18 protein-coding genes are annotated in these 22,415 nt (G+C 73.2%); 12 read left to right on the top strand and 6 right to left on the bottom strand.

Annotation, left to right across the window (positions count from 1 at the left end; translation table 11 throughout):
* Positions 1 to 41: 41 nt before the first annotated feature.
* Positions 42 to 2,546 (bottom strand): transglycosylase domain-containing protein, encoded by a 2,505-nt coding sequence (locus Cs7R123_RS18975; RefSeq protein WP_212829270.1) that lies wholly within the window; start codon positions 2,544 to 2,546, stop codon positions 42 to 44.
* Positions 2,547 to 3,036: 490 nt separating this feature from the next.
* On the opposite strand from Cs7R123_RS18975, the gene Cs7R123_RS18970 reads away from it, so the two are divergent.
* Positions 3,037 to 3,333 (top strand): WhiB family transcriptional regulator, encoded by a 297-nt coding sequence (locus tag Cs7R123_RS18970; protein ID WP_166381528.1) that lies wholly within the window; start codon positions 3,037 to 3,039, stop codon positions 3,331 to 3,333.
* Between the two features lie 110 nt (positions 3,334 to 3,443).
* On the opposite strand, the gene Cs7R123_RS18965 is transcribed toward Cs7R123_RS18970, so the two are convergent.
* From Cs7R123_RS18965 to Cs7R123_RS18955, 3 genes are read right to left on the bottom strand one after another with little or no spacing between them, the layout of a single operon-like run.
* Complete coding sequence (locus Cs7R123_RS18965; RefSeq protein WP_212828258.1) at positions 3,444 to 4,550, bottom strand: ArsA-related P-loop ATPase; 1,107 nt, start codon at positions 4,548 to 4,550, stop codon at positions 3,444 to 3,446.
* Between the two features lie 9 nt (positions 4,551 to 4,559).
* A complete protein-coding gene (locus Cs7R123_RS18960) occupies positions 4,560 to 5,546 on the bottom strand; it encodes an ArsA-related P-loop ATPase (RefSeq protein ID WP_374707002.1) in 987 nt (328 codons plus the stop codon).
* A 22-nt stretch (positions 5,547 to 5,568) separates the two neighbouring features.
* Complete coding sequence (locus Cs7R123_RS18955; RefSeq protein ID WP_212828256.1) at positions 5,569 to 6,627, bottom strand: DUF4878 domain-containing protein; 1,059 nt, start codon at positions 6,625 to 6,627, stop codon at positions 5,569 to 5,571.
* A gap of 168 nt (positions 6,628 to 6,795) precedes the next feature.
* Here Cs7R123_RS18955 and Cs7R123_RS18950 point away from each other — a divergent pair, with 168 nt between their 5' ends.
* From Cs7R123_RS18950 to Cs7R123_RS18920, 7 genes are all read left to right on the top strand, one after another.
* Positions 6,796 to 6,954 (top strand): DUF4177 domain-containing protein, encoded by a 159-nt coding sequence (locus tag Cs7R123_RS18950; RefSeq protein ID WP_212828254.1) that lies wholly within the window; start codon positions 6,796 to 6,798, stop codon positions 6,952 to 6,954.
* A 46-nt stretch (positions 6,955 to 7,000) separates the two neighbouring features.
* Positions 7,001 to 7,462 carry a RidA family protein gene (locus Cs7R123_RS18945; RefSeq protein ID WP_212828253.1) on the top strand — a complete coding sequence of 154 codons (462 nt, stop codon included), beginning with the start codon at positions 7,001 to 7,003 and terminating at the stop codon, positions 7,460 to 7,462.
* A gap of 127 nt (positions 7,463 to 7,589) precedes the next feature.
* Positions 7,590 to 8,291 carry an MBL fold metallo-hydrolase gene (locus Cs7R123_RS18940; protein ID WP_212828252.1) on the top strand — a complete coding sequence of 234 codons (702 nt, stop codon included), beginning with the start codon at positions 7,590 to 7,592 and terminating at the stop codon, positions 8,289 to 8,291.
* A gap of 7 nt (positions 8,292 to 8,298) precedes the next feature.
* Positions 8,299 to 11,943 (top strand): adenylate/guanylate cyclase domain-containing protein, encoded by a 3,645-nt coding sequence (locus Cs7R123_RS18935; RefSeq protein ID WP_212828251.1) that lies wholly within the window; start codon positions 8,299 to 8,301, stop codon positions 11,941 to 11,943.
* A 3-nt stretch (positions 11,944 to 11,946) separates the two neighbouring features.
* The gene (locus Cs7R123_RS18930) at positions 11,947 to 12,879 is read left to right on the top strand and encodes a serine/threonine-protein kinase (RefSeq protein ID WP_212828249.1); all 933 of its coding nucleotides are present in this window, start codon (positions 11,947 to 11,949) and stop codon (positions 12,877 to 12,879) included.
* 177 nt (positions 12,880 to 13,056) lie between these two features.
* A complete protein-coding gene (locus tag Cs7R123_RS18925; RefSeq protein WP_212828244.1) occupies positions 13,057 to 14,313 on the top strand; it encodes a carboxyl transferase domain-containing protein in 1,257 nt (418 codons plus the stop codon).
* Positions 14,310 to 16,337 (top strand): biotin carboxylase N-terminal domain-containing protein, encoded by a 2,028-nt coding sequence (locus Cs7R123_RS18920; RefSeq protein WP_212828238.1) that lies wholly within the window; start codon positions 14,310 to 14,312, stop codon positions 16,335 to 16,337. Before Cs7R123_RS18925 ends, Cs7R123_RS18920 begins: the two co-directional genes overlap by 4 nt.
* Positions 16,338 to 16,776: 439 nt before the next feature.
* Here Cs7R123_RS18920 and Cs7R123_RS18915 read toward each other — a convergent pair whose 3' ends face one another.
* A complete protein-coding gene (locus Cs7R123_RS18915; protein WP_212828237.1) occupies positions 16,777 to 17,967 on the bottom strand; it encodes a chaplin family protein in 1,191 nt (396 codons plus the stop codon).
* 257 nt (positions 17,968 to 18,224) lie between these two features.
* Positions 18,225 to 18,902: a Crp/Fnr family transcriptional regulator gene (locus Cs7R123_RS18910; protein WP_120317442.1), complete on the bottom strand. Its 678-nt coding sequence runs from the start codon at positions 18,900 to 18,902 to the stop codon at positions 18,225 to 18,227.
* A 232-nt stretch (positions 18,903 to 19,134) separates the two neighbouring features.
* Between Cs7R123_RS18910 and Cs7R123_RS18905 the strand changes: the two genes are divergently transcribed.
* The 4 genes from Cs7R123_RS18905 to Cs7R123_RS18890 are packed head-to-tail and all read left to right on the top strand — an operon-like array spanning position 19,135 to position 22,412.
* Positions 19,135 to 20,367 carry a CapA family protein gene (locus tag Cs7R123_RS18905; RefSeq protein ID WP_212829268.1) on the top strand — a complete coding sequence of 411 codons (1,233 nt, stop codon included), beginning with the start codon at positions 19,135 to 19,137 and terminating at the stop codon, positions 20,365 to 20,367.
* Positions 20,368 to 20,377: 10 nt separating this feature from the next.
* Positions 20,378 to 21,124 carry an endonuclease III gene (gene nth, locus Cs7R123_RS18900; RefSeq protein WP_280517306.1) on the top strand — a complete coding sequence of 249 codons (747 nt, stop codon included), beginning with the start codon at positions 20,378 to 20,380 and terminating at the stop codon, positions 21,122 to 21,124.
* Entirely contained in the window at positions 21,121 to 21,699 is a 579-nt protein-coding gene (locus tag Cs7R123_RS18895) for a TlpA disulfide reductase family protein (protein WP_244871913.1), read from the top strand. Before nth ends, Cs7R123_RS18895 begins: the two co-directional genes overlap by 4 nt.
* On the top strand, positions 21,696 to 22,412 hold the full coding sequence (locus Cs7R123_RS18890; protein ID WP_212828236.1) for a CoA pyrophosphatase: 717 nt from the start codon (positions 21,696 to 21,698) through the stop codon (positions 22,410 to 22,412). Before Cs7R123_RS18895 ends, Cs7R123_RS18890 begins: the two co-directional genes overlap by 4 nt.
* Positions 22,413 to 22,415 lie beyond the last annotated feature (3 nt).

Genomic DNA, 22,415 nt, shown 5'->3' with positions numbered 1-22,415 from the left:
GCGGTGGCCCGGGGCCTTCTCACTTACTCCTGCTTGCTCACTTACTCCTGCTTGCGTAGCTGCGCGGCCAGGTTGGCCGGCGGCGGGATGATCGGGCCGTTGTGGTTGCCGTTGCCACCACCACCGCCCCCGCCCGGACCGCCGCCACCGGGGCCGCCACCGCCAGGGCCCCCGCCGGGCGGCGGGGTGGCGCCCTTGCCGTTGCTGATCTCGATCACGACGACGCCGTTCTTGATCGTCTTACCGGTCGGGTTGGTGCCCGCGGCGGTGCCCTTCGGGCAGGGGGAGTCGACCTCCTGCTTGGCGGTGTCGACGTCGAAGCCGGCCCTGCTCAGGATGGACTTGGCCTCGGGGATCGGCTTGCAGGTCACGACCGGGATGCTGACCTGGTTGCCGGTGACCAGCTTGTTGCTGCCGGGCTTGCTGAACTGGATGCCGGCCTTGCCCTTCATGGCACCCTTCATGGCGTTCTGCACCGATGGGTTGACCACGTCGTGCGACATCTTGTGCGTGCTGACCTGCGCCCAGTCCGGGTCGGTGAAGAAGCCCGAGATGGCCAGCTGCTTGGTCGTGATGGTCAGCGTCACCGACTTGGAGTTGTCGGTGGTGCCGGTCTTGCCCGCGATCGGCTTGCCGATGATGTCCCTGGAGGCGCGGGCGGTGGTGCCGTTGCAGCGGCCGTACAGCGACTGGTCGCCGACCGGGCAGCGGGCCGCGTCGATCGCGGCGCGGGCCACGTCGACCGCGATGTTCTGGGTGCACTCGGTCTGCGAACCGATCTCCAGCTTCTCGCCCTTGCTGTTGGTGATCGACTCGACCGGGATCGGCTTGCAGTACTTGCCGTCCGCGGCCAGCGTCGCGAAGGCGTTCGCGATCTGCAGCGGGGTCTGGTCCGAGGCGCCAAGGGTGAACGGGCCCCAGTCGTCCGGGTGCTGCGAGTGGTAGAAGTCGTCGATCTTCTGGTTCGGGTTGTCGTAGAAGGTCAGGCCCAGCCGCTTGGCCACGTCGATGACCTTGGCGCCGCCCACCATCTCGAACAGCGGCACGAAGAACGTGTTGACCGAGTTGCCGAAGCCGGTCCACATGTTCTGCGGGCCCCAGTTCTTGTTGCCCGAGTTGTTCGGGCACCAGAAGCCGCCGCAGTTCGGGTCGCCGTCGATGCGCATGTGCGAGACGTACGGCGCGGTGGTGTTGATGGTGGTGGCGAGCGGGTAGCCCTTCTCGATGGCCGCCACCATCGTGAAGAGCTTCATGACCGAGCCCGCCTGGTAGCCGGCGATGTCCGGGCCGCCGGTCATCAGCGGGTTGGTCGTGTTCGGGTACGACCCGCGGATGCCCTTGCTGGCCAGCGCCGGGTTCGAGGCGAGGCCGTTCTGCGGCTTGGTCTTGCTGTCGATCTTGAAGTTGCGGTTGGTGGCCAGGCCGCGGACCCGCCCGGTGCCCGGCTCGATCGCCGCCTGCATCAGCGCGTCGGACTTCCACTTCCAGCCCTTGAGCGCGTTGTTGATGCTGGTGCGCATCGCGTTCTGGGTCTGGAGGTCGAAGGAGGTCTGGATGCGGAACCCGCCGGACTTCAGCGCCCGCTCGCGGTCGTACGTGGTGGCGCCGAACTGCTCCTGCTCGTTCCACCAGCGCTGGAAGAAGTCGCAGAAGAAGCCCGCGTTGCTGGTCGCCTGCACGCAGCCGTTCGGGGTGATCTTGCCGACGATCTTCAGCTCCTCGGCCTTGCCCTTCGCGGCCTCCTCGGCCGTCAGGGCGCCGGTCTGCACCATCTCGTCGAGCACGTAGTCGCGGCGGCCCATGGCCTCCTGCTTGCCCACGCCGGTCTCGACGTTGAAGTCACCGGGGAACTTCACCAGCGCGGCCAGGAAGGCGGCCTCGGAGGCGGTCAGGTCCTTAGGCTCCTTGCCGAAGTACACCGAGGCGGCGGCGTAGACGCCGTAGGCGCGGTTGCCGAAGTAGGCGGTGTTCAGATACCCCTCGAGGATCTTGTCTTTGCCCATCTTCTGCTCGATGGCCAGCGCGTAGCGCATCTCGCGCACCTTGCGCTTGGTGGTGTCCTCGGTGGCGTCCACGACCTCCTGGGCCGTGTTCGCCGAGTACGAGATCGAGAGGCGGACGAACTGCATCGTCAGCGTCGAGGCGCCCTGCTGGACCTCGCCGGCGGCCTTGTTGTTGATGAAGGCACGCGCGATGCCCATGACGTCGACGCCGTTGTGCTCGTAGAACTTCTGGTCCTCGGCCGCGATGATCGCCTTCTGCATGACCTGGGGGATCTCGGCGAGCGCGAGGTCGCGCCGGTTCTCGTCATACATCGTCGCGATCAGCGTCTTGTTGTCGGACGCGTAGAGGTAGCTGATCTGCGGCGAGGTCTTCACGGTCAGCTCGTCCGGCAGCTGGCCGAACGCCTCGCTGCCGGCCTTCGTGGCCAGACCGGACAGTGCCACCGCCGGGAAGGCCGCCGCGGCGACCACCACTCCGGCAAGGAGGCCGCAAATCAGTAAGGACGCGGCATTCACCAGCAGGTTGTGGTCGCGCTTACGCATGGGGGTCACCGCCTCAGGTTACGTGAGCTGCTTTCGTTCTCGCATACCGCGTCGAGGCGGCCGCCCTCGGGGCCGCAACCGGAGCCGGAATGCGTCGTTGTCCAAGACGCACGACCCCTGGCGTGTGGTTGCGTTGCCGGCAGTGTGATGTCTCCCCAGATGTCGCCGACTGCTCATGTGTTACTCGCGATGCGACGCTCCGTGTCCGGGCGGGCCCCCGCCCACCGGTACCCGGAGCGTCGCGCCTTGGCGCGCACAACCCCAGGTCACGTACTGAGATGCGCCGTTTAAGACCTTTTTCAGGCATTTTGGCTGACAACGTTGCGTAATCGTCCGACTACGGAGCATGATGGGCGGGCGAGTAACGCACGCCGTTCGCGTCGGTTCGGGGGAACCATCGGGGGGATGTGCCCGCTTCCGCAGGAGCAGTCTGTCCCGCGGAAAAAGGCAGGTCGCGAGCGGTAGGGAACGTCAGGGGGGACGTGGACACATGGGCATGGTCAACGATTGGCCCAGTCTCGCGGCGTGCCGGAACGGAGATCCGGACGCGCTGTTCGTACAGGGAGCCGAGCAGAACGTCGCCAAACGGGTCTGCCGAGGCTGCCCGGTGCGGTACGAGTGCCTGGCGGACGCACTCGACAACCGCATCGAGTTCGGGGTCTGGGGTGGCATGACCGAGCGGGAGCGCCGCGCGCTGCTGCGCCGCCACCCGCACGTGGCCAGCTGGAAACGCGCCTTCGAGGTCGCCATGCAGGAGCAGGACCGCCGCGAGCTGGTCCGCGCCTGAGACCGGAATCACCAACGTCACCACGTATGGGAGCCGTCGGCGAACCGGACACCCGGTCCCGGCGGCTCCCCCGTGCGCTTCCTGTCAGCTCGCGAGGGCGTCGCGGACTGTCAGCTCGCGAGGGCGTCGCCGACGGTGCGCAGCCCGGCGAGGTCGTGCACGTCCGTCGGCTGAGCGGGCACGTACGCGACGGGGACGTTCGGGAACTCGTCGGTGAAATCGGTGGACACCACGCTCTCCCGCACCACCTGCCGCATCAGCAGCGCGTGCACCTCCAGCGCCTGCGCGGTCACCGCGTGTTCCGCGGACAGTTCGGCGGCCGCCTGCGCGCTCTGCGCGGCGGACAGCTCCGGCAGGTCCGAGCGGTGCACCCGGTTCAGGACCAGGCCGACCAGCGGCATCCGCTCGTCACCCAGGCGCCGGGCGAAGTAGCTCGCCTCCCGGACCGCGTCGGGCTCGGGCGCGGCCACCACCAGGAACGCCGTCTGCGGGTCCTGGAGCACCCGGTACGTCTGCTCGGCGCGCTCGCGGAAACCGCCGAAGGTCGAGTCGAGCGCCGACACGAACCCGGACAGGTCAGTCAGCAGCTGCGCGCCGAGGATCTTCTGGACCGCCTTCGAGAACACCCCGAACGACGCGGTGACCAGGTTGAACATGCTCTTGCCGCCCGCCCGCGCGGGCACCATCAGCAGCCGCAGCATCTTGCCGTCGAGGAACCGGCTCAGCCGGGCCGGGGCGTCGAGGAAGTCCAGCGCCGAGCGCGACGGCGGGGTGTCGACCACGATCAGGTCCCAGCGGTCCCCGGCCCGCAGCTGCCCCAGCTTCTCCATCGCCATGTACTCCTGCGTCCCGGAGAACGTCGAGCTCATCGCCTGGTAGAAGGGGTTGGCGAAGATCTCGCGGGCCCGCTCCGGCGCGGTGTGCGTCAGCACCACCTCGTCGAAGGTGCGCTTCATGTCGAGCATCATGGCGTGCAGCTCGCCCGGCCCGTCGACGTCCGCGACGGCGCGCGGGGTGTTGTCCAGCTCGGTCAGGCCCAGTGACTGGGCCAGGCGCCGGGCGGGGTCGATGGTGAGCACGACCGTACGGCGTCCGTGCTTCTCGGCTGCGCGCAGCGCCAGCGCCGCGGCCGTCGTGGTCTTGCCGACCCCGCCCGATCCGCAGCACACCACGATGCGCACTCTGGGGTCACCCAGCACGGCGTCCACGTCGAGCATGTGCTCAGCCTAAGCCGCGGCGCGCAGCAGCCCGGCGAGGTGCCGCACACCGGCCAGGTCGATGCCGTCGGGCAGCAGCGGCAGCTCCACCATCGGTCGGTGCAGCGCCTCCAGTTCCGTACGCAGCTGCTGCTCCAGGGCGTGGCGGGCCTGGTGGTCGCGCGCCTCGGCGAGCAGCGTCGTCACCGTACGCCGGTCGCCGGGCAGGCCCGCGGCGGCGAGCCCGCGCTTGAGCTCGGCCTGGGTGACCTTGGCGTCGGCGAGCAGCGGCGGGTGGGCGCAGTTCACGATGATCCGGCCGATCGGGATGTTCAGCGCCGACAGCTCGGCGATCGCGTCGGTGGTCTCCTGCACCGGCATCTCCTCCAGCAGGGTCACCAGGTGCACCGAGGTCATGGGGGAGCGCAGCAGCGCGGCCACGCTCTCGCTCTGCGTCTTGATCGGGCCCAGCTTGGCCAGGCGCGCCGCCTCGGCGGTGACGTTGAGGAAGCGGCCGATGCGGCCGGTGGGCGGGGCGTCCAGCACGACCGCGCGGTAGGTCCGGCGCCCGGCGTCGTCGGCGCGGGTCGTCGCCTCCTTGACCTTGCCGGTCAGCAGCACGTCGCGCAGGCCCGGGGCGATGGTCGTGGCGAAGTCGATCGCGCCGAGCTTGCGCAGGGCCCGGCCGGCCCGGCCCATCCGGTAGAACATTTCGAGATACTCCAGCAGCGCCTCTTCCGCGTCGACGGCGAGCAGGCGCACGTCGGCCCCGGCGTCGGGCAGCCGGCGTTCGGCGTACGGCAGCGGTTCCAGTTCGAACAGCTGGGCCAGGCCCTGCCGCCCCTCGACCTCGACCAGCAGCGTGCGGTGTCCGCCCGCGGCCAGCGCGAACGCCAGCGCGGCGGCCACGGTCGTCTTACCCGTGCCGCCCTTGCCCGTGACCACATGCAGACGGGCCGGCCACGCAGCGTCGTGTGCGCTGCGCGTGGCCGGCCCGGCGTTCGAGTCGTTCAGCACCACATGTTGATGGTGCCAGGTGCTACTTGACCTCGCAGACGAACCATCCCTCGTGCTTGACGAGGGTCAATGTCAGGTCCTGCTCGGACATCTTCTCGTCGCTGGTGACCAGCTTGATGGTCACCGCGGCGGTCGCCTCGGTCGTGGTCTCCCCGGAGATCTTCGGGGTCTCCCAGGTGAACGACGGGCTCTTCAGCTTCGCCTTGTCGGCCTTGATCTGGTCGATCTTCGCGGCGATCTTGTCGGTGTCGCGGGCGCCCTCGCAGGTCAGCTTCTCGGCCGCGGTCGCGTCGTTGTTCTTGTACACCGCGGTGAGGAAGCTCTGCGTCGCCTCCTTGGCCGTCGGCGCGCCGATGCCCTCGGTGTTGCGCAGCACGAAGTACGCCGTGATGCCGCCGGCGCCGCAGAGCAGCACCAGGACACCGGCGATGATGCCCAGGATCATGCCCAGGCGGCCCTTCTTCGCCGGCGGCACCGGAGCGCCGGGGAACGGCGCGTAGCCGGGCTGGCCGGGGGCCGGGTAACCCGGCTGGCCGGGGTAGGCGGGCTGGCCGGAGACCGGGTAGCCGGGCTGGGCCGACACGGGCTGGTCAGCGGTCGGGTACGCCGCGGTCGGGTAGGTCGGCTGGCCGGGAGCGGTGTAGCCGGGGGCGGTGTAGCCGGGCTGGCCCGTCACGGGCTGCGGCGCGGGCTCGCCCGGGGCCGGGTACGCCGCGGTCGGGGTCGTGAACGCGGGCTGCGGCGCGGTCGGGGCGCTGTAGCCCGGCTGCGGCGCGGCCGGGGCGGCGTAGGTCGGCTGGGTGTACGTCGGCTGGGTGTACGTGGGCTGCGGCGTGACCGCGGGCGGCACCGGCACGGCCGGAGCCGCGGGCGGCACCGGGGCGGGCGCGGCCGGGTACGTCGGCTGCGGCTCGACCGGCAGCGTGGCGGTCGGCTCGACCGGCGCGGCGGCCGGGGGCAGCGGCACCGCGGGCTGAGTAGCGGTGGGGTAGTCGATCGGGCCAGCCGCGTACGGGTCGACCGCCGGCGGGTACGAGCTGCCCGGCTCGGCAGACGGCTGCTGGTCGTTCGGCTGCGTCATGCGCGCTCTCCCCCTGGGTCGTCACTCTGCGGTGGTGGCACGTCCGGCCCCGCAGCGGCTCAGCTTAGCGGCACACTGCACATTTCCGCAGGGCCCCTGTGGCGGCGGCCGGACGCCGGCGGCGCGGTCGGCGGCGGTCGGCGGGGTGGTGCGGGTTAGGTTGTGGCCATGACGAAGTGGGAGTACGTCACCGTGCCGCTGCTGGTCCACGCGACCAAGCAGATCCTGGACAACTGGGGTGCCGACGGCTGGGAGCTGGTGCAGGTCGTGCCCGGCCCCAACCCGGAGCAGCTCGTCGCCTACCTGAAGCGGCCCAAGGCCGACTGAGCGAGATCCGCGGCCGGGGGCCGCGGCGACACAAGGAGAGACAAAGATGTCTGACCCGTACGCGAAGCTCGCCGAGCTGGGCCTGAAGGTCCCCGAGGTGGTGCCCCCGGTGGCGGCCTACGTGCCCGCCGTGCGCACCGGCAACCACGTGTACGTCTCCGGCCAGCTCCCCATGGCCGAGGGCAAGCTGCTGGCCACCGGCAAGGTCGGCGCGGAGATCACGCCCGAGCACGCCAAGGAGCTGGCGGCCCGCTGCGCCCTGAACGGCCTGGCCGCGCTGGAGTGGCTGGTCGGCCTGGACAAGGTCGTGAAGATCGTCAAGGTGACCGGGTTCGTGGCGTCGGCGCCCGGGTTCTCCGGGCAGCCGGGCGTCATCAACGGCGCGTCCGAGGTGTTCGGCGAGGTGTTCGGCGAGGCCGGGCGGCACGCCCGCTCGGCGGTCGGCGTCGGTGAGCTGCCGCTCAACGCGCCGGTCGAGGTCGAGCTGATCGCCGAGATAGCCGACTGATCAACTAGATCGCCGTTCGGATGGAATCCCGCGCCGGTGGGCCGGAGTTGGCATCCGAACGGCGATCTTGTGTCGGCTACAACGCCGAGGGGTGGGCGTTCGCGGAAAGCTCAGTAGCATCGCTGGCATGACGCAGCAGGTGGGCCCGGTGGCGCTGCCGGGGTGGGTGACCCTGGTCAAGGCGCCCAACCCTGGGCCGATGACCCTTGACGGCACCAACACGTGGCTGCTCGACGACGGGACGGTCATCGATCCCGGCCCGGACGACGCGGCCCACCTCAAAGCGATCATGGACGCCGGCCCGGTCCGCCGGATCCTGGTCACCCACGGCCACCCCGACCACCTCGACGGCGTCGCCCCGCTGGCGGCGCTGACCGGCGCGACCGTCGGCGAGGCGCCCGGCTGGGTCCGGGAGCTCAAGACCCCCGGCCACACCGCCGACTCCGTCTGCTTCGTCGCCGAGCGCGGTGCGGAGCGGGTCGTGTTCACCGGCGACACCATCCTCGGCCGCGGCAGCAGCGTGGTGGCCTGGCCCGACGGCGACGTCGGGGCATACCTGGCCAGCCTGGACCAGCTCAGCGCGTACCCGGTGCCGGGCCTGCCGGGCCACGGCCCGGTGCTGCCCGACTGCGCCGCCGCCGCGGCCTGGCTGCGCAGCCACCGCCTGGAGCGGCTGGACCAGGTGCGCGCCGCGATCGTCCAGGGAGCGCGCACCCCCACCGAGGTCTGCGAGGTCGTCTACGCCGACGTCGACCCGGCGCTGCGCTTCGCCGCCGAGTGGACCGTGCGGGCACAACTTGCCTACCTCGAAACGTTGAGCGAGCTGTGAAGACGCCATGACCTGCCCTGTCTGCGGGACCGTGCCGGTGCCGGCCGCCCGCTTCTGCCACCACTGCGGCGCGGCCCTGCCCGCGGCGGCGACCCTGCCCGCCACCGAGCGGCGCGTCGTCACCGTGCTCTTCGGCGACCTCTCCGACTTCACCTCCTGGTCGGAGGGGCTGGACCCGGAGCGGGTCGGCGCGGTCGTCGACCGGGTGCTGTCCGCGCTGGCCGGGGCGGTCAAGACGTTCGGCGGGCACGTGGACAAGCTGACCGGCGACGGCATCATGGCCGTCTTCGGCGCGCCGGTGGCGCACGAGGACGACGCCGAGCGGGCGGTGCGGGCCGCGCTGTCGATGCATCGCGCGGTGCGCCGGGTGCTCGACGACGAGCGTGGCGGCAGCGCCCCGACCGGGCTCCGGCTCGGGATCAACACCGGGCCGGTGGTCGCCGGCGTGCAGGCCGGGCTGGAGTACACGGTCATGGGCGACACCGTGAACACCGCCGCGCGGCTGGCCGACGCGGCTGCCGTCGGCGCCGTCTACGCGGGGGCGCGGACTGTCGCGGCGACCCAGTCCGTCGCGGGCTGGCGCACCCTGCGGCCGCTGCGGCTGAAGGGCAAGCGCGAGCCGGTCGAGACGTACGAGTTGCTGGGGCTGCACGACGCCCGGGGCAGCCGGGCCGGGCTGGGCGAGGAGGGGCCGTTCGTCGGCCGCGAGGCCGAGCTGGGCCGGGTCGCCGGCCGCCTGGCCGAGGTCGTCGATCGCGACGAGCCGCGGGTGCTGGTCTTCACCGCCGAGGCGGGCATCGGCAAGTCCCGGTTCGCCAGCGAGGTCGAGCGCTTCGCCAACGGGTACGAGGTGAGCGCGGGCCGCTTCGCCAGCCGCACCCAGGCGCGGGTGCTGTCGGTCCGCTGCGCCGCGTACGGCGAGCGCCGCCGCCTGGCGCCGCTGGCCGACCTGGTGCGCCTGGCCGTCGGCCTGCCCGCCGACCCGAACACCGCCGTCACCCGGCCGGTCGCCGAGGAGCGGCTGCGCCGCCTGGCCGCGCGGCTCACCCAGCGCAGCGAGCCCGGCCGCCCGGTCAACGTCGACGTCGAGGCGCTGCTGGCGCTGCTCGGCTACGCCGACCCGAACGAGCTGGCCCAGTGGCACGGCGTCTCGGGCGACGACCCGGAGCAGCCCGGCCGGGAGACGGCCGTGCTCGCCGTCGCCGTGGCCCGGCTGCTCGACGCGCTGTCCACCGAGTCCCCGCTCGTCGTGATCGTGGACGACCTGCACGACGGCACCCCGGAGACGCTGGACGCGCTCGGCTTCGCGCTGGAGGAGCTCACCGGCCCGGCGCTGGTGATCCTGCTGGGCCGCCCGGAGCTGGTGCGCCGGGCCGGGCAGCTCACCCGGGTCGCCGACGCCGAGGCGACGGCGCTGCCGCCGCTGCGCGGCGCGGACGCGGCCCGGCTGCTCACGGCGTACCTCAAGGGCGGGCGGCTGCCGCAGGCCGACGAGGACCGGCTGCTCACAACCGCGCAGGGCAACCCGTTCTACCTGGCCGAGCTCGTCACGCTGCTGATGGAGCGCGGGGCGCTGACCAAGGCCGGGGCGCAGCGCGGCCTGCCCGCCGCCCCGAACACGGCCGGCTGGCGGCTCACCCCCGGCTCGCTCGACGCGACGCTGCTCTCCCGCGACCTGGCCGCGGTGCTGGCCGCGCGCATCGACGCGCTGCCCACCGAGGCGCGCGCGGTGCTGCGCGACGCCGCCGTCGTCGGCGACGCGGTGCCCGCCGGGGCGCTGGAGGCGCTGCGCGAGCGCCGGTCCAGCCGCGACGGCCGCCCGGCCGCCGTGGTCGCCGTCGAGCTGGAACGCGCCGTCGACGAGCTGCTGCAACGCCGCATGCTGCGCCGGGTCCGGGGCGGGTTCGCCTTCGCCACCCCGCTGCTGCGCGAGGCCGCGTACGCGGGCGTCGGCAAGGCCGACCTGGCCGACCGGCACGCGTTCCTGGCCCGCTGGGCCGCGCCGGGCCAGACGCAGGTGACGGTCTCGTCCGGACGGACCGTGCCCGGCCTGGCCGGGGTCGCCGACGACGTGCGCGACTCGTTCGTGGCCGAGCACGCCGAGCGGGCCACCCGGCTGGCCGACGCCGTGCGGCTGCGTCCCGACGTGCCCGCCCGGCAGGTCGCCCCGCTGGGTGTGGCGGCACTGGGCCGGGCCGCGCGCCGGGCCGGGCAGGCGGGCGAACCCGCCGAGGCGGTGGCGTACGGCACGCGCGCCGCGCGCCTGGCCCCCGGCGCCCTGCCGCTGCCCGACCGCCTCGTGCACGCCCGCTCGCTGCTCCAGTACGGCCGCATCGCCGAGGCGCTGCACGACGCCGAGAAGCTGATCGCCGACGCCGCCGACGACCCGCGCGTGCGTGCCGGGGCGCTGCTGCTGGGCGGGCGCGGGCAGGTCGCGCAGGGCGACCCGGACCACGCGTACCGGCTGTGGTCGGAGGCGCTGAAGGCGGCCACCGACGCCGACCTGCCCGGGGAACGGGCCGAGGCGATGCGGCGGCTGGGCATGGCCGACTTCCTCAGCGGGCGGCTGGGCGACGCGTCCAGCCGGTTCGCCGGGGCGTACCAGATCGCGGTGAGCGCGGGCGACCGCAAGTCGCAGGCCTGGTCGCTGCAGAACCTGGCCTGGGTGACCACCACCCGGGGCGACTTCGCCGGGGCCGACGCGGCCCTGGCCCGCGCGGCGCGGCTGTTCGCCGAGACCCGCGACCCGGTGGGCCGGGCCTGGCTGCGCGGCACCACCGCGTTCGCGCGGCTGCTCGCGGGGCGGCTGACCGAGGCGCAGCGGCTCGCGCACGTGTTCCTGCCGTTCGGTGAGCGGGTCGGCGAGGCGTGGGCGGTCGGCACGCTGCGCGCCGTGGCCGCGTTCGCCGCCGCCGAGCTGGGCGACCTCGGCGAGGCCGACCGGGAGGCGCGGCGCGCCTACCGCGACTTCGCCGCCGCCAAGGACGTGTGGGGGCGCGGGTTCGCGCTGGTCGCGCGCGGGGTCGTCGCCCGCGGGCTGGGCGAGTACGGCCACGCCGAGGACCTGCTCGCCGAAGCCCTGGAGGAGGGCGAGAAGGTCGGGCACCCGCTGCTGGTCGGCATGGCCGGGACGGTGCGCGGCTTCGTGGCGCTGGACCGGGGCGACTTCGAGGCCGCCGAGTCCGACGCCCGCTCGGTGCTGACCATGGTCTCGCCGTACGGCGTGCTCGATCCGGCCCGGGTCGGCCCGCGCGCGCTGCTGGCCGCCGCGCGGCTGGCGGCCGGGGACGCGCCGATGGCGCTGCGGCTGCTCGCCCCGATCGCGGCCGCGCCGCACGGACCGTCGATGCTCTACTCCCGCCGCCAGGGCGTGGCCCTGTACAGCGAGGCGCTGCTGGCCGACGGGCAGATCGCGGCCGCGCTGGCCGCGGCGGAGCTGGCCCAGACGCTGCCGGCCGTCGATGTGCGCAGCCGGGTGCGGTCCGCGGTGACGTACGCGAAAGTGCTGTCCGCGGCGGGCCGCGACGCCGAGGCGGTCGAAGCCGCTGCCCAGGCGCGTGCGATGGCAGAGGAGACGCAGCAGGCGAGCGAACGCGGCGTTGCGTTGGCGACATGGGGTGCCGTTAGCGAAGGGCGAAGCGCTACCGTCTAGCGCGTGACTGACACCCCGCCGGCCGGGCCGAAGATTCCCGGCCTCACCGATCTGTCGCTGCTCGCCGTCGGCGGCTACGCGACGATCTTCCGTGCGGTGCAGGGATCGGTGGGCCGCGAAGTGGCGGTCAAGATCGAGAACCGGACCATCGACTCCGATCGGGACCGCACGCGGTTCCTGCGCGAGGCGCGGGCGGCGGGCAAGATGTCCGGGCACCCGCACGTGGCCGACCTGTTCGACGCCGGGGTGACCGAGGACAACCACCCATACCTGATCATGGAGCTGTACGCGGGGTCGTACCAGGACCGGATGCCGCTGAACCCGCACGAGGTGCGCGACATCGGCGTGAAGATCGCCGACGCGCTGGCCGACGCGCACGAGCGCGGCGTGGTCCACCGCGACGTCAAGCCCGCCAACATCCTGATCAGCCACTTCGGTGAGCCCGCGCTGGCCGACTTCGGCCTGGCCATCCTGGCCGAGCTGCGCGACCCCGACATCACCCTCGACGTGATGACCCCCGCGTACGCCCCGCCGGAGGCGTTCCGCCGCGCCGACCCCGCCGCGGCCGGCGACGTGTACGCGCTCTGCGCCACCCTGTACGCCCTGCTGCGGGGCGCCCCGCCGCGCTGGGAGCGCGACAGCCCGCCCGGCCTGCTCACCCTCATCGAGATGTTCGCGCTGCCGGTGCCCGACCTGCCCGACGTCCCCGCCTCCCTCTGCGAGGTGCTGCGCCAGGGCATGGCCAACGACCCGGACGACCGCCCCACGGCCCGTGCGCTGGAGGAGCTGCTCGCCGCCGTCAACCTCGACGCCGCCGACAAGAACGCCCCCGGCCGCGACACCGGGTCCGCCGGCGCCGACCAGCCCACCGTCCACGTCCCCGAACCCCGCCGCGGCGGCCTCGGCGGCTTCCTCGACAACCTCTTCGGTAGGTGATACCCGCAGTTTCGGGGAAACTGCGGGTATCACCGTCCCGATTGCTGCAGTTTCGGGGAAGCTGCAGCATCGTTGCTGGTGGGGGTCGTGTCGGAGGGTGACTCGCCGCCGGGTGCGTGTCGGCAGCGTTGAACCGCTCGTTGCTCTGGTGTCACCAAGCCGGAGAGCAGGTTCACCATGGCGACGCTCGACACCGCGCTGGACCCCCGCGCGCCCTCCTTCCTCGACAACCGGAGCACCGCCCAGGCCGCGCTGCGGCTGCTGGAGCAGGCGCACGGGCAGGCCCGCGACGGCGGTGGCGAGAAGGAGGTCACCCGCCACCACGCGCGCGGCAAGCTGCTGCCGCGCGAGCGGATCGAACTGCTCGTCGACAGCGACTCCGCACTGCTGGAACTGGCCGCCACGGCGGGCCGGGCGGGCGGCGAGCCCGCGGGCGCGGGCCTGGTCACGGCCGTGGGCATCATCGACGGGGTCGAGTGCATGCTGGTGGCCAGCGACCCGACGGTGCGCGACGGCGACCCGGCACTGGCCGGGCGGCGCAAGCTGGCCCGCGCCGTCGAGCTGGCCGGGCGGCAGCTGCTGCCGCTGGTGCTGCTGCTGGAGGCGACGCCCGACGCGGGCCGCCCCGCCGCGCCCGATCCGGCGCTCGCCGAGCTGAGCCGGCTGGCCACGCCGGTGCTGTGCGGGGTGTTCGGCCCGCTCGACGCCTGGCTGGCACCGCTGCCGGACCTGTGCGACCACGCGATCGTGGTGCGCGGCCGGGCCGAGGCGGTGCGGGTCGACCTGGTCGCCGAGGACGACCGCGACGCGCTGCGGCTGCTGCGGCAGAGCGTACGGCGGCTGGTGACCTTCCGCCCGCCGACGCCCGCGGTCGAGGGCGTGCCACCCCGGTACGAGGCAGAGGATCTGCTCGCCGTGGCCAGCGCCGATCCGGACCGGCCGGCCGACGCGCGCGAGGTGCTGGCCCGGGTGCTGGACGGGTCCGACTTCGACGAGTTCCGCCCGCAGCAGGGACCGGGGCTGCTGGCCGGGTTCGGCGCCGTGCACGGGCACCGCGTCGCGCTGCTGGCCGGGACGGACGCCGTGGTCGACGCCGAGTCGGCCGCCAAGGGCACGGAGCTGGTGCGGCTCGCCGTGGCGGCCCGGATGCCGGTGCTGGTGCTGGCCAACCCGCCGGTGGCCGGGCCGGGCGACCATGCGGCGCTGCTGCTGCGCGAGCTGGGCCGGGCCGACCGGATCACCGTGGTGCTCGGGCGGGAGCCCGGTGCCTGGGCGGTGGCCGGGCCGGGGTTCCGGTTCACCTGGCCCGTGGGCGACCTGTCGTCCGACCCGTACGACGGAGTGATCGATCCCCGGGACACCCGGACCGTGCTCGGCATCTGCCTGTCGGTGGTCGCCCGGTCCGCTTCCGCAGACCGAGAGGTGAGGCCATGATCCGCCGACTGCTGGTGGCCAACCGGGGCGAGGTGGCCCGGCGCATCTTCGCGACCTGCCGCGCCGTCGGCGTCGAGACGGTGGCGGTCTACTCGTCGGCCGACGCCGACGCGCCGTACGTGGCCGAGGCCGACTACGCGGTGCAGCTGCCGGGGTCGGCGCCGAGCGCGACGTACCTGCGGGGCGACCTGCTGCTCGCGGCGGCCCGCAAGACCGGCGCCGACGCGGTGCACCCCGGCTACGGCTTCCTCGCCGAGAACGCCGATTTCGCCGCGATGGTCACCGAGGCGGGGCTGACCTGGGTCGGACCGTCCTCAAAGATCATCTCGGTGATGGCGTCGAAGATCGACGCCAAGCTGCTGCTGGCCGAGGCCGAGGTGCCGGTGCTGCCGAGCTGGACCGACCCGCTCACGGTCGACGAGTTCCCGGTGCTGGTCAAGGCCGCCATCGGCGGCGGCGGGCGGGGCATGCGCATCGTGCGCGACGCCGACTCGCTCGGCGAGGCGGTCTCCTCGGCCCGCCGGGAGGCGTTCGGCGCGTTCGGCGACTCGACCGTCTTCTGCGAGCGCTACGTCGAGCAGGCCCGGCACATCGAGGTGCAGATCGCCGCCGACGAGCACGGCAACACCATCACCCTGGGCGAGCGCGAGTGCTCGATCCAGCGGCGGCACCAGAAGATCCTGGAGGAGGCGCCGTCCCCGGCCGTCTCGCCCGAACTGCGCGAGAACCTGTGCGCGGCCGCCGTCGCGGTCGCCGAGGCCATCGGGTACGTCGGCATCGGCACGGTCGAGTTCCTGCTCAGCCCCGACGGCGAGTTCTACTTCCTGGAGATGAACACCCGGCTCCAGGTCGAGCACCCGGTCACCGAGCTGGTCACCGGCCTGGATCTGGTGCGCCTCCAGCTGTTCCTCGCCGAGGGCGGGCAGCTGCCGTTCCCGAGCGCGCCGCCGATGCGCGGGCACGCCATCGAGGTGCGGCTGTGCGCCGAGGACCCGGCCAGCAACTGGCTGCCCGCCACCGGCCAGGTGCACCTGTTCGAGGTGCCCGAGGTGTCGGGCCGGTTCCGGCCGATGCTCCAGCCCGGCATCCGGGTCGACTCCGGCATCGAGGCCGGGTCGGTGGTCGGCGTCCACTACGACTCGATGCTCGCCAAGATCATCGCTTGGGCGCCCACCCGGTACGAGGCGGCGCGGATGCTCGCCGGGGCGCTGGCCCGTACCCGGATCCATGGCCTGGTCACCAACCGGGACCTGCTGGTACGCGTGCTGCGCCACCCCGCGTTCCTCACCGGCCAGATCGACACCGGCCTGCTCGACCGCCAGCCCGAGGTGTTCGCCCCGCTGCTGTCGTCGGTCGAGGCCGTACGCCTCAGCTGCCTGGCCGCGGCCCTGGCCGCCGCCGCCGACCGCCGCGCCGGGGCCTGCCTCCAGCGCGGCATCCCGTCCGGCTGGCGCAACGTCCCCTCCGTCGCCCAGACCGTCGTGTACGACGGCCCCGCCGGCCCGGTCGAGGTCGGCTACCGCCTCGACGGCACCGGCGCGCTGGCCCAGTGGTGGGTGCGCGCGGTCGACCCGGAGGAGCTCGACCTCGCCGGGCTCGGGCAGGTCGGCGTGCTCGACGACCACCCGCCCGTCGCGGTGGTCTCGGCCACCGGCACCGAGGTCGTGCTCGACGTGGCCGGCATCCGGCTGGCGTTGCAGGTGCACCGCGCCGGCGACATGTCGTACGTCGACAGCGCCGAGGGCTCGCTCGCGCTGCGGCGGCTGCCCCGGTTCCCGCTGCCCGTCCAGGAGCTGGAGGAGGGCGCGCTGACCGCGCCGCTGCCCGGCGCGGTCGGGCGGGTGCTGGTCGCGCCCGGACAGCGCGTCGGCGCCGGAGACCTGCTGCTCACGCTGGAGGCGATGAAGCTGGAGCACCCGGTGCACGCGCCCGCCGACGGGATCGTGTCGCAGGTGACGGTGCGGCCCGGAGCGCTGGTCGCGACCGGCGCGCTCCTGGCCGTGCTCGCCCCCGCCCCCGCCTAGCACGCAAAAGGAAGGGCACCTCCTTCTCGCAATGCGAGGTAGAAGGTGCCCTTCCTTACGCGCCCCCACTCCGCCCCCGCCGCCCGACGGGCGGAGGTGAGGCGACAGTTTCGGGGAAACTGCGCGAATCATGGGCGGCATTCCTGCACTTTCCCCGAAACTGCACGAACCCCACCGACCCGGTGACCCACCGACCCGGTGAGCCCGGAAACGGGACGTCCCCCGGGGAGCGGGCCGGATGGGTAGCCCGTCCCCGGGGGACGTCGGGTGGTGCTCGTGCGGACTACTCAGCGAAAGGGGTCCGTACGTATGGAACGTGGCGGAGCGCCGTGTTCGTTGTCCGGCCTGCCCGCCGGGTCAGGCGGTGCAGTGTTTTGCCTGGTCGGTCCGGAGTGACGGGAGAGTGTCCTCGGGCCGGCCCGGCGGGCAGGGCCGGGGTCTACTGCCGCGCCGAGGCGCCGCCGACACTCCAGGCGGCCGCGTCGCCGAGGGCGCCGACGGCCACGCTGCTGACGTTGACCGGCAGCTGGATCGGCGCGTACACCTGGGTGCCGTTGAGGATCCCGTGGTTGCCCGTGCTGACCAGGTTCACGTCGTGGTCGTGCCGGGCGTGGCGGCCGTGGTCGCCCTGGTGGTTGTGGTCGGTGCAGGGCTGGGGCCGCGGGCGCGGGCGCGGGTCCGGGTGGTGGCCGTTGCCGCCACCGCTGCCGCCGCCGTTGTTGCCGTTGTGACCCGTGCCGCCGCCGGTGCCGCCGCTGCTGTGGTCGATGTCGTCGCTCTCGGTGTCGAAGCGGTCGACCGTGCCGACCGCGTCCAGGGCGCCGAGGTCGATGCTGTCGGTGCCCCGGGCGGCGCTCTGGCCGCCGGACAGGCCGCCCAGGAGCGGGCCGACGAGCGGCAGGCCGCTGCCGAGACCGCCGCCGGCCAGGCCGCCGACCACGGGCAGGCCGCCCAGGCCGCCCACCAGCGGCAGGCCGCCGCCGGTCAGGCCGCCGCCGGTCAGGCCGCCGCCGGTCAGGCCGCCCACCAGGGGCAGGCCGCCGGCGAGGCCGCCGACCAGGGGCAGGCTGCCGACCAGCGGCAGGCCCTCGGTGGGCGCGGACTCGCGGCTGCCGTACCCGTCGTGGTCGTGGTGGCCGCACCCGCAGTTGTGGCCGTGGCCCTGGTCGGGCCGGGGGCGCGGCCGCGGCGTCGGGTAGTGCCCCGGCGTCGGGTTGTGGTGGCCGGGCTGCTCGGCGGAGGCGCCGCCGTCGCAGAACGCGGCCGCCGTGCCGAGCACGCCCGCGGCCACGCCGCAGACGTTGATCGGGGCCTGGATCGGCGCGAAGACCTGGGTGCCGTTGAGGATGCCGTGGTTGCCGGTGCTGATCAGGTGCGCGTCGTAGACGCCGTCCAGCTCGGCGGCGCTGCCGCCCTCGCAGCCGGCGAGCGCGTCACCGGCGACGCCGACGGCCACGCCGCACAGGTTGATCGGGGCCTGGATCGGGGCGAAGACCTGGGTGCCGTTCAGCACGCCGGTGTTGCCGGCACTGATGACACTGGCTTCCGCGTACGCCGCGGTGCCCGTGGCCATGACCGCGCCGGCGGTGAGCGCACCGGCCTTCAGGGAACGTCGAACCCACGTGTTCATAGTGGTGAGGACCTCTTTCGATCGTCGGAGACATCCGACCGACCGATCGAGGCGGCGTGAGAGGTGGTCCCGTCACCCGGGCAGGGGAGCTGGGTCACCGCACGATCGGTCACTGTGGACACGTCTAGCCGCTCGCCAAGGTGCGAGGTTCGCGACCACAGTGACCAACGAGGTCCGCCCAGGGGCTGACGTGTCAGGGACAGGTTCCCGACACTTCAGCGATACTATATGCCCGATTTTACCCTATTTGGCATGGCTCAGACGCGGGCGCGCCGGGCCAGCCGCTCCGGGTCCAGGATGATGACGCTCTTGCCGTCCAGCCGCAGCCAGCCGCGCGAGGCGAAGTCGGCCAGCGCCTTGTTGACGGTCTCCCGGGAGGCGCCGACGAGCTGCGCCAGCTCCTCCTGGGTGAGGTCGTGGGTGACCCGCAGCACGCCGCCGTCGCGGGTGCCGAAGCGGCCCGCCATCTGGAGCAGGTTCTTGGCCACGCGGCCGGGCACGTCGGTGAAGATGAGGTCGGCCAGCGCGTCGTTGGTCCGCCGCAGGCGGCGGGCGAGCACCCGCAGCAGCTGCTCGGCGATCTCCGGGCGGTTGTTCAGCCACGGGCGCAGGGCCTGCTTGCGCAGCCGGGCCAGCCGGACGTCGGTGACGGCGGTGGCGGTCGCGGTGCGCGGGCCGGGGTCGAACAGCGACAGCTCGCCGAGCATGTCCGACGGGCCCATCACGGAGACCAGGTTCTGCCGGCCGTCGGCGGCGCGGCGACCCAGCTTGATCTTGCCGGAGAGTACGATGTAGAGACTGTCGCCAGGCTCGCCCTCGTTGAACACGATCTCGCCCTTGCGGATCTCGATCGTCTCCATCTCACGGGCAAGCGCCTCCGCAGCCTCCGGGTCGACACCCTGGAAGATTCCGCTGCGAGCCAGCACCTCGTCCATCGCCATACCTCCATCGGCGCGGGGTGCGTGGGACCGCCATACGCCGCGCGAGGTCAGTCTAGGCGCAACCGGTCCCCAACCGGACGCCAACCCCCAGAATCCGCGGCGGTCGACCGATGTCGCAGGTGGCGCGCCGCGGGTAGAGTCCGCGGCGATGTCGACAGAGCCCCTCACCCCTGCTGACCAGCCCACCCCCCACCCCCGACCGGCCACCTCGATCGCTGCGACGGGCATGGATGCTCGACCGTCGGTCGTGGCGCGGCTGCGCAGCGTGCTGCGCGCCCGCCCCGGTGCGTCCGCGGCGGGCGGTGTCGTGCTTCTTGTCACAGTGGTCGCGCTCGTGGTGACCGCCACCACGTCCTCGGCCGGGGTGGGCCAGTGGCACGACCCGGTCGCGGCCGGCCCGTCCGCCGCCGCCAGCGCGTCCGCCGCCGCGCCGACCGGGGGCAAGACCATCAGCCTGTCCGCCACCGGCGACATCGTGATGGGCGACGCGCCCGGCAAGCTGCCGCCCAACGACGGCCGGGGCTACTTCGACAAGGTCAAGTCGCTGCTGCCCGCCGACGTGGTGATGGGCAACCTCGAACAGCCGATCACCGACGAGACCGGCACCGGCAAGTGCCCGAAGCCGGCGGCCAACCCGAGCCCCGCCAGCCCGGCGCCGGGCGCGAGCCCCAGCCCGAAGAACAACTGCCACCAGTTCCGGGTGCCCCCGTCGTACGCGGGGCACCTCAAGGACGCCGGGTTCAGCCTGCTCAACATGGCCAACAACCACGGCAAGGACTACGGCAACGCGGGTTACGCCAACACCCAGCAGTCGCTGGAGAAGTTCGGCCTCAAGCACACCGGCGAGACCAATGAGATCACCATCGTGCAGGTCGACGGGGTGAAGATCGCGGTGCTGGGCTTCTCGTCGTACTCGGGGAACAACAGCCTGCTGAACCTCACCTCGGCCAAGAAGGTCGTTTCGCAGGCGGCGGCGCAGGCCGACATCGTGGTGGTGCAGGTGCACATGGGCGCCGAGGGCGGCGACAAGAGCCACGTCCGGCCGGGCACCGAGTTCTTCCTGGGGGAGAACCGGGGCGACCCGATGAAGTTCGCCCGCGCGGTGATCGACGCCGGCGCCGACCTGATCATCGGGCACGGGCCGCACGTGGTGCGCGGCCTGGAGTTCTACAAGGGGCGCCTGATCGCGTACAGCCTGGGCAACTTCGCCGGAGGCGGCGCGCTGAGCAGCGGCGACCGGGTCGGCTGGGGCGGCGTGCTCACCGTCTCGCTCAAGCCGGACGGCAGCTTCGCCTCGGGGCGGTTCCGCTCGACCTACTTCTCCGGGTCGTACGGCATCCCGCAGCCCGACAAGGACGAGCGCGCGCTGAAGCTGATGAAGCAGATGACCGAGCAGGATTTCGGCGCGAACGGGGCGCGCGTCTCCGCCGACGGGTCGATCGCGGCACCCGCGACGTAGGCTCTCTGCCGTGGCAGCGGTGAAACCGGAGACCGAGCTCGGGCGCAAGCGGCGCGTGCGCAGGATGGCGCGCGAGCTGGCCGTGATCCACCCCGACGCGCACTGCGAACTGGACTTCACCACGCCGCTGGAGCTGGCCGTGGCGACGATCCTGTCCGCCCAGTGCACGGACGTGCGGGTGAACATGACCACCCCGGCCCTGTTCGCCAAGTACCGCACCGCGGCCGACTACGCCGGGGCCGACCGGGTCGAGCTGGAGGAGATGATCCGGCCGACCGGTTTCTTCCGGAACAAGACCGAGTCCCTCATGGGGCTGGGGCGCAACCTGGTCGAACGCTTCGACGGCGAGGTGCCGAAGACGCTCGAACAGCTGGTCACGCTGCCCGGCATCGGCCGCAAGACGGCGAACGTCGTGCTCGGCAACGCCTTCGGCAAGCCCGGGATCACCGTGGACACCCACTTCCAGCGGCTGGTCAACCGGTGGGCCTGGACCGAGGAGAGCGACCCCGTCAAGATCGAGCACGCGGTCGGGGCGCTGGTCGAGAAGCGCGACTGGACGATGCTGTCGCACCAGGTGATCTTCCACGGGCGGCGGGTGTGCCACGCCCGCAAGCCCGCCTGCGGCGCCTGCCCGCTCGCGCCGATGTGCCCGTCGTACGGCACCGGCCCCACCTCGCCGCTGGAGGCGGTCAAGCTGCTCAAGGGCCCGCGCACGGCGGAGATCGCCGCGCTGGCCGGGATCGAGGTCGCCGCGTGAGGCGCGTGCTCCCGGCGCTGGCGCTGCTGTCGCTGCTGGCCGGGTGCACCGGGTCCCCGCCGTCGGAAGAGCCGGTGCCGCAGCCGTTCGCCGCCTGCGCGCCGTACGGCCCGGCCGACCCGTCCCGCCCGTCCCCGCCCGCCACCGGGCAGCCCCGGCCGAAGACCGTCGCGCTGCCCGACCTCGACCTCGACTGCATGGCCGGCGGGCAGCAGGTCAACCTCGCCGCGCTGCGCGGCCCACTGGTGATCAACGTGTGGGCCTCATATTGCCTCCCGTGCCGCACCGAGCTGCCCGCACTCCAGCGGCTGGCCGACTCCGGCCGGGTGCCGGTGCTGGGCGTCATCGGCCGCGACACCCGCGACAGCGCCTCCTGGCTGGCCGACGAACTCAAGGTCAGCATGCGCACCCTGTACGACAAGGACGGCCGCCTGCTGGCCGGACTCGGCCTGAACGGCATGCCGCTGACGCTGTTCGTCGGCGCCGACGGCCGCGCCAGCGTCTACCACGGGACGGCGCTGACCGGCGAGACCCTCGACAGCCTGGTCGAGCAGCACTTCGGCGCCGCCGCATGAGCGCCCGCGGCGGCGTGAGCCCGACTCCACCGCAGTGGCTGGAGCCGCTGCTCACCAACCTGCGTACGGTCGAGGCCGTCGACTTCACCCGCATCCCGACCCCCGAGGACGGCGGCCGCCCGGCCGCGGTGCTGATCCTGCTCGCCGACGAGCACGAGCCCGGCGCCGGACCCGACGTGCTGATCATGCAGCGCGCCGCGACCCTGCGTACCCACGCGGGCCAGCCCGCCTTCCCCGGCGGCGCGGTCGAGCCGCAGGACACCGGCGCGTCCGCCACCGCGCTGCGCGAGGCGCAGGAGGAGGTCGGCCTCGACCCGGCCAGCGTCACCGTCCTGGCCGAGCTGCCGACCCTGTGGATCCCGGTGACCGACTTCCTGGTCACGCCGGTGCTGGCCTGGTGGCACGCACCGCACCCGGTCGGGGCGCACCAGCCGGAGGAGGTCGCCCACGTCGCCCGGCTGCCGCTGGCCGAGCTCGCCGACCCGCAGCACCGCGTCCGGGTGCGGCACCGCAGCGGCTGGATCGGCCCGGCCTTCCACGCCCGGGGCATGCTGGTCTGGGGCTTCACCGCCGGGGTGCTGTCGACGCTGCTCGACCTCGGCGGCTGGTCCCGTCCGTGGGACACCAGCCGCGTGGAGAGCCTGCCCGAGGTGGTGGCGCCGCCACACGTCACGCCGGTTAGTGGCAACCCCGATTCCCCTTCCGTAGGCTGAACC

The sequence above is a fragment of the Catellatospora sp. TT07R-123 genome, assembly GCF_018327705.1.
Lineage (GTDB): Bacteria > Actinomycetota > Actinomycetes > Mycobacteriales > Micromonosporaceae > Catellatospora.
This window is presented reverse-complemented; position numbering and strand designations above follow the sequence as displayed.

What these genes read in the sequence shown, in the direction of transcription:
- Cs7R123_RS18935 (WP_212828251.1), top strand. Translation starts at nt 8,299, where the DNA reads ATGACCTGCCCTGTCTGCGGGACCGTGCCGGTGCCGGCCGCCCGCTTC.
- Cs7R123_RS18905 (WP_212829268.1), top strand. Translation starts at nt 19,135, where the DNA reads ATGGATGCTCGACCGTCGGTCGTGGCGCGGCTGCGCAGCGTGCTGCGC.
- Cs7R123_RS18975 (WP_212829270.1), bottom strand. Translation starts at nt 2,546, where the DNA reads ATGCGTAAGCGCGACCACAACCTGCTGGTGAATGCCGCGTCCTTACTG.
- Cs7R123_RS18915 (WP_212828237.1), bottom strand. Translation starts at nt 17,967, where the DNA reads ATGAACACGTGGGTTCGACGTTCCCTGAAGGCCGGTGCGCTCACCGCC.
- Cs7R123_RS18945 (WP_212828253.1), top strand. Translation starts at nt 7,001, where the DNA reads ATGTCTGACCCGTACGCGAAGCTCGCCGAGCTGGGCCTGAAGGTCCCC.
- Cs7R123_RS18890 (WP_212828236.1), top strand. Translation starts at nt 21,696, where the DNA reads ATGAGCGCCCGCGGCGGCGTGAGCCCGACTCCACCGCAGTGGCTGGAG.
- Cs7R123_RS18965 (WP_212828258.1), bottom strand. Translation starts at nt 4,550, where the DNA reads ATGCTCGACGTGGACGCCGTGCTGGGTGACCCCAGAGTGCGCATCGTG.
- Cs7R123_RS18950 (WP_212828254.1), top strand. Translation starts at nt 6,796, where the DNA reads ATGACGAAGTGGGAGTACGTCACCGTGCCGCTGCTGGTCCACGCGACC.
- Cs7R123_RS18920 (WP_212828238.1), top strand. Translation starts at nt 14,310, where the DNA reads ATGATCCGCCGACTGCTGGTGGCCAACCGGGGCGAGGTGGCCCGGCGC.
- Cs7R123_RS18955 (WP_212828256.1), bottom strand. Translation starts at nt 6,627, where the DNA reads ATGACGCAGCCGAACGACCAGCAGCCGTCTGCCGAGCCGGGCAGCTCG.
- Cs7R123_RS18910 (WP_120317442.1), bottom strand. Translation starts at nt 18,902, where the DNA reads ATGGACGAGGTGCTGGCTCGCAGCGGAATCTTCCAGGGTGTCGACCCG.
- Cs7R123_RS18925 (WP_212828244.1), top strand. Translation starts at nt 13,057, where the DNA reads ATGGCGACGCTCGACACCGCGCTGGACCCCCGCGCGCCCTCCTTCCTC.
- Cs7R123_RS18940 (WP_212828252.1), top strand. Translation starts at nt 7,590, where the DNA reads ATGACGCAGCAGGTGGGCCCGGTGGCGCTGCCGGGGTGGGTGACCCTG.
- Cs7R123_RS18970 (WP_166381528.1), top strand. Translation starts at nt 3,037, where the DNA reads ATGGGCATGGTCAACGATTGGCCCAGTCTCGCGGCGTGCCGGAACGGA.